The following is a 5,432-nucleotide window of genomic DNA, read 5'->3' as shown; positions in this document are numbered from 1 at the left end:
GGCCGCCGCCAACACCGTCCGCGCGCCCGCGAGTTCGCCGGGCAGCGTCGCCCGGCGGTAGCCCGTCACCGCTTCCCGTACGTCCACCAGGGCCTGGCGGCTGACGCGTTCGATGTCCGCGATCTGGCCCGCCGCCTGCTCGGGGTGGGCGGGCAGCATGCGTCCCGCCAGTTCGCTCTTGAGCGTGATCAGCGACAGGGAGTGGCCGAGCAGATCGTGCAGATCGCGGGCGAGCCGCAGTCGTTCCTCGTTGGCTGCCAGTTCCGCGACCGTCGCGCGGGCCTCGCGGAGCTGGATCGTGGTCCGTACGAGCTGGCGGATCCCGCACATCGCGAAGCCGATCATCAGGGTCAACAGGCCCAGCGAGGCGATCACTTCACCGACCGGCTCCGTGCGCATCCCGATCACGATCATGGTCGCGGTGACCACGGGGATCGCCCAGCGTGCGTGCCGGAAGGGCAGCACCGCTCCCATCGCCACGGACACGTAGATGAACAGGCCGAGCCAGCTGTCCCCGAGGCTGTACGCGAGCGCCGCGCCGAGCACGTAGAGGAAGAGCAGCGAGAGGCCCGGGACCAGCCAGTCGCCGATGCGGGAGGTGAAGCGGAAGACCAGGGAGAGGTACGCGGCGACGAAGACCGCGAGGCCCAGCCAGCCCAGAACCGTGGCGGCCGTGGTGTGGTGGCCGTCGGCCAGGTCCTTGACCGGGGAGGCGAGGAAGATCAGCCAGATGCCGATCCACAGCATCTTGGACAGCGCCGTCCTGCGGTTCGCCGGCGGGCGGCCGATGGGGATCTCGATGTCGTCGGATGCGCCGGTTTCGTCGGAGGGGGGCACCCCGTCGCGGCCTTCGTCGCTCACGCCTTCTGCGCGTCCTTCCGGTACAGCCATGCCGCCCCGCCCACGAAGAGCGCGAAGTACACGGCGAGGGTGGCGAGATCACGGGCACCCGGTGCGCTGCCCAGTTCGATGGCCTGCCCGAGGGCGGCGTACGCGTGGGTGGGGAGCCACTCCGCGATGTTCCGCAGCCACTGCGGGAAGGTCGTCATCGGCATCCACAGTCCGCCGAGCATCGACAGGCCGAAGTAGACGACCATCGTCAGCGGCCGCACCGCGTCACCGGTCGCGAGATAGCCCAGCGCCACACCGAGCGCGGCGAAGACCAGGCTGCCCGCCCAGACGGTGCCGGTGAGCGCGAGCCACTGCCAGGCGGCCAGGTGCACGCCCTTGGCCAGGGCCGCGACCACGAAGACGACGACGATCGACGGCAGGCTGACCACGGCCGCGCTCGCCGTCTTCGCGAGCACATAGCCGCGGCCGGGCAGCGCGGTCAGGCGCAGTTGGCGGACCCAGCCGCTCTCGCGCTCCTTGGCGATGCGTTCACTGTTGCCCATGAGGACGGCGGTCAGGGCGCCGAAGGAGGCCATGGACACCATCATGTACGTCGGCAGGCTCAGGCCGCCGATCATCTCGCCGCTGTCGGCGTTGCCCGCGATGAGCAGGAAGAGCGCCGCGGGGTAGACCACCGAGAAGAACAGGAACTTGCGGTTGCGCAGGGCGCGGCTCAGTTCGAGCCGGATCAGCGCGCGTGACGTGAACGTGTTCATGCCGCCTTGGCCTCCTCGGCCTGGGTGAGAGCGACGAAGGCCTGTTCAAGGCCGAGGCCGGCGACTTCGACGTTGCGGGGATAGAGACCGAGTCCGTACAGCGCGTGCACCGTGGCATCGGCGTCACGGGACGTGAGGCGGACCGTACGGCCGGAGATCTCCAGGGAGTTGACGGCGGGCAGCGCGGCGAGCAGGGACTCGTCCACGGCCTCGTCGAGGTCGAAGGACACCTTGCGCGCCCCGGCCCTCGCCTTGATCTCGGCGGCGGTGCCGTCCGCGAGGAGGCGGCCGCGGTGCAGCACGAGGACGCGGTCGGCGATCGCGTCGGCCTCTTCGAGGTAGTGCGTGGCGAACAGGACCGTACGCCCCTCGGCGGCCTGCTCCCGCATGGTCGCCCAGAAGGCCTGCCGGCTGGTGACGTCCATGCCGGTGGTGGGCTCGTCGAGCACGATGAGCTCGCTGTCGCCGGCGGTGGCGAGCGCGAACCGTACGCGCTGCTCCTGGCCGCCGGAGAGCTTGTCGACCTTGCGTCCGGCGATCCGGGTGAGCCCGGCCCGGGCGAGCACCCGGTCCACGGGGTGCGGGCGCGGGTGCAGCGCGCAGGCGAGCTCCACCAGCTCCCGTACGGTGACCTCCTCCATCAGGCCACCGCTCTGCAGCATCGCGCCGACCCGGCCGGCCACGATCGCCTCGCGGGGCGTCGTGCCGAAGACCTCGACGCTGCCGCGGTCGGGGGTCCTGAGCCCGAGCAGCAGATCGAGGGTGGTGGACTTCCCGGCGCCGTTGGGGCCGAGCAGGGCCACGGTTTCGCCGGGGTGCAGTGCGAGGGAGAGGCCGTCGACCGCACGGACGGTGCCGTAGCTCTTGGCCACGCTGTCGAAGAGCACGGCCGGCCGGCGGGCGGCGGCGGTGGTCGCTGAGGTCGTCATGTGATCCACGATCTCTCCGCGCGGGGTGCGCACGGCAGTGTCGGCGGTCGTGGGTCCGGCATGACAGCTGTCATACGAGGGGGCGCGGGCGGAGCAAAGGGGAAACCGCAGGCCACGGGGTGGGGCTGGCACCCGGCGCGCTCGGGGGGCCTCTCCAATGCGCCGGAACCCTGCCGCGGACGAAGCTGAACTGGCCCGGTCAGCAAGCCAGTTGGAGGATCCGATGCCCGCTCGACCTGCCGCCTTCGCCCGCCGCACCCGCCGCAGCGCCGCACTGCGGGCCGGTGCGGCCGCGGTCTGCTGCGGTCTGCTCCTGGGCTCCGCGGGCATCTCGGCCGCGGCCGCTCATACGCCCGTCACCGGGTACGAACGGGGTGCCCCGTCCCCGTGGCGCGGCAGCTTGGTGTCCGCCGAGAAGCTGTACACGCTCGCCTCCCCGGCGGCCGTCTCCGCCGAGCTGCGCCGGGCCGGTTTCCAGGCCGGTGCCGTACGGCACGGCGTGACCGCCTACCGGCTCGTCTACCGGACCGTCGACGCACAGGGCTGGCCCACCACCGCGAGCGGCCTGTTCGTGCTGCCCCGCAGCGGTGAGCGGCGCCTTGCCACGGTCTCCTTCGCGCACGGCACCGGCAGCCACAAGGACGACTCCCCCTCCATGAGCCGGGCGGAGTTCGTCTCGGCCCCGGTGATCGCCCACGCCTCGGCCGGCGCGGCCGCGGTGGGGCCCGACTATGTGGGGATGGGCAAGGGGCCCGGCCCGCACCCGTGGATGGACATCCCATCCGAGACCACGGCCTCCCTGGACATGCTCCGGGCCGCCCGCGCCTTCGCGCCGCACACCGGCCGCACCCTGGAGCGCTCGGTGCAGGTCACCGGCTTCTCGCAGGGCGCCTCCGCGGCCCTCGCGCTCGGCCGCGCGCTCCAGGACGGCGCGGATCCGTACTTCCGGCTCGGCGCGCTGGCACCGATCAGCGGCGCGTACGACTTCGGCGGTACGGAGCTGCCGGCGCTGCTCGAAGGCCGCGTGGAGGCCAAGTCCGGTGCGGTGTACGCGGCGTACGCGCTTGTGGCCTTCAACCGGCTGCACCCGGTCTACGACGATCCCGCCGAGGTCTTCCAGGCCCCGTACGACCGCACGGTGGAGGCGCTCTTCGACGGCGCGCACACCGGGGAGCAGCTGATGCGCGGTACGCCCGGCACCGTGGACGAGCTGCTGACCGCGCACGGCCGGGACCTGCTCGCCCGCCCGACGGGCGGCCTCGCCCAGGCGCTGCGCGGGACGGACGGCGTCTGCCGGGACTGGGCTCCGCGCACACCGACGCGGCTGTACATGGCCTCCGGCGACGAGCAGGCCGTCACGGAGAACACCGACCGGTGCCGGGAGTGGCTGCGCGAGGCGGGCGCGGAGGTCCCGGTCGTCGATCTGGGGGCCGTGGACTACGCGGGCTCACGCCATCTGGGGTCGAACGCGGCGGGCACCACGGCGGTGGTGCGGTGGTTCGAGCAGCTGCGGCGGTCGTGAATACGAGCAGTCGCGCGGGTCGTGGTGACGAGCAGCCGCGCGGGTCGTGATGACGAGCAGCCGCGCCGGCTGGAAAAGGGTGAGCCCGGCACGACACACGTCGTACCGGGCTCACTCAGGACCCGATCGGCTAGGGGTTCGTCTCGATCGTGACCGTGCGCTCGGCCTCGGTCTTGCCGCGCAGGGCCGTGCCGACCGCGACGACGACGTCCTTCTCGTTGAGGGCCGTCTTCTTGCCGTTGCCCCGCGTGATCATCACGCCGTCGAACGTCGAGCCGTAGAGCTCCTTGAGCGCGGCCTCGTCGTACTTCTCGGTGAGCTGGCCGTCGGCCGTCGGCACCACCCGTACGAACTTGTAGATCGACTTCTCCGGCGAGAACTGGATGAACTGGCCGCTGTCCACCCGGACCGTGATGATCCCGGACATCGCCGGATTCGCGAACTCCTTCATCATCCGGTCGACTTCTTCCTTGGACACCTTGGGGGCGGCCGTGGAGACGGGCAGTTCGACCGCGGTGCGCTCACCGGTCTCGACCTGCTCGCGGTACGCCGCCTCTATGGCCGCGACCGAGCCCTGCGGGTTGATCCGCTTGCCTTCCTTGCCGTACACGGGCGTTGCCTTGCCCGGCGAGAAGGTGATGCCGCCGTCGCCGGACGAGGTGGAGCCCGAGATGCGCTCGAGGGCGTCGGTGAGCTTCTCCTCGTCGACCGGCATCTCGGGCTCGACGACCCGCTCGCCACCGAAGAGCGAGCCGATCACCGAGACCGGGTTGTAGTCGCTGCCGGCCGCCGCGCGCACGGTGGCCTGGGTGTCGAGGGAGAGACCCGCCTGCTCCGGTTCGAGCTCGGCCTTCTTGCCGGACACCGTCAGCTCGAGCGGCTGCGTGGTGCGCTCTCCGAGCGCCGCGTCCAGCTTCTTGACCGCTTCGTCGCGGGTACCGCCACCGATGTCCACGCCGAGCACGGTGGTGCCCTTGGGCACGTCGGAGTGGTTCATCAGGAGGCCGGCGCCGTAGGCGATGCCGAACAGGCCGATGACTCCGCCCGCGGCGAGGACCAGCTTGTTGCGGCCCTTCTTCGCGGGACGCGGGCTGCTCGCGGCCGGCGGCGGGGTCTGCGCCGGCGGGGCGCCCTCACCGGGCGGCGGAACCTGCGGTGCGAACGGGCCCGGCGGCGTGCCATGGCCGGGCGGCACCACGGGGATGCCGCTGGTCAGGGTGTCACCGGAGACCTGTCCCGGCGCGGGGGTCGGCGCGGGCGCGGGGGCGGGCTTCTGCGTCGGGTGACGCCCTCGAGGATCGAGCCGGTGAGCTCGGGCGTGACGATCTTGTCGCCGTACACGAAGTACAGGTTCATGCCGCCGAGTTCCTCGAC

General features: G+C 71.9%; 5 protein-coding genes. 1 reads left to right on the top strand and 4 read right to left on the bottom strand.

Going from position 1 to position 5,432, the window contains the following annotated elements; all coding sequences use genetic code 11:
• The 3 genes from ABT367_RS40535 to ABT367_RS40525 form a co-directional block, all read right to left on the bottom strand.
• Positions 1–747: sensor histidine kinase (locus tag ABT367_RS40535; protein WP_352258885.1), on the bottom strand; the 747-nt coding region annotated here is incomplete at its 3' end.
• 110 nt (positions 748–857) lie between these two features.
• The gene (locus ABT367_RS40530) at positions 858–1,607 is read right to left on the bottom strand and encodes an ABC transporter permease (protein WP_352258883.1); all 750 of its coding nucleotides are present in this window, start codon (positions 1,605–1,607) and stop codon (positions 858–860) included.
• Positions 1,604–2,536, bottom strand: coding sequence for an ABC transporter ATP-binding protein (locus ABT367_RS40525; protein WP_352258881.1), 933 nt, complete (start codon positions 2,534–2,536; stop codon positions 1,604–1,606). Before ABT367_RS40525 ends, ABT367_RS40530 begins: the two co-directional genes overlap by 4 nt.
• A gap of 223 nt (positions 2,537–2,759) precedes the next feature.
• Here ABT367_RS40525 and ABT367_RS40520 point away from each other — a divergent pair, with 223 nt between their 5' ends.
• On the top strand, positions 2,760–4,058 hold the full coding sequence (locus ABT367_RS40520; protein ID WP_352258879.1) for a lipase: 1,299 nt from the start codon (positions 2,760–2,762) through the stop codon (positions 4,056–4,058).
• Positions 4,059–4,188: 130 nt separating this feature from the next.
• Here the strand turns inward: ABT367_RS40520 and ABT367_RS40515 are convergent, their stop codons facing one another.
• Positions 4,189–5,253 (bottom strand): hypothetical protein, encoded by a 1,065-nt coding sequence (locus ABT367_RS40515; protein WP_352258877.1) that lies wholly within the window; start codon positions 5,251–5,253, stop codon positions 4,189–4,191.
• Between the last annotated feature and the right edge of the window lie 179 nt (positions 5,254–5,432).

Origin of the sequence: Streptomyces mesophilus (assembly GCF_040300965.1) — a bacterium.
GTDB lineage: Bacteria > Actinomycetota > Actinomycetes > Streptomycetales > Streptomycetaceae > Streptomyces > Streptomyces mesophilus_A.
This window is presented reverse-complemented; position numbering and strand designations above follow the sequence as displayed.

What these genes read in the sequence shown, in the direction of transcription:
- ABT367_RS40530 (WP_352258883.1), bottom strand. Translation starts at nt 1,607, where the DNA reads ATGAACACGTTCACGTCACGCGCGCTGATCCGGCTCGAACTGAGCCGC.
- ABT367_RS40525 (WP_352258881.1), bottom strand. Translation starts at nt 2,536, where the DNA reads ATGACGACCTCAGCGACCACCGCCGCCGCCCGCCGGCCGGCCGTGCTC.
- ABT367_RS40520 (WP_352258879.1), top strand. Translation starts at nt 2,760, where the DNA reads ATGCCCGCTCGACCTGCCGCCTTCGCCCGCCGCACCCGCCGCAGCGCC.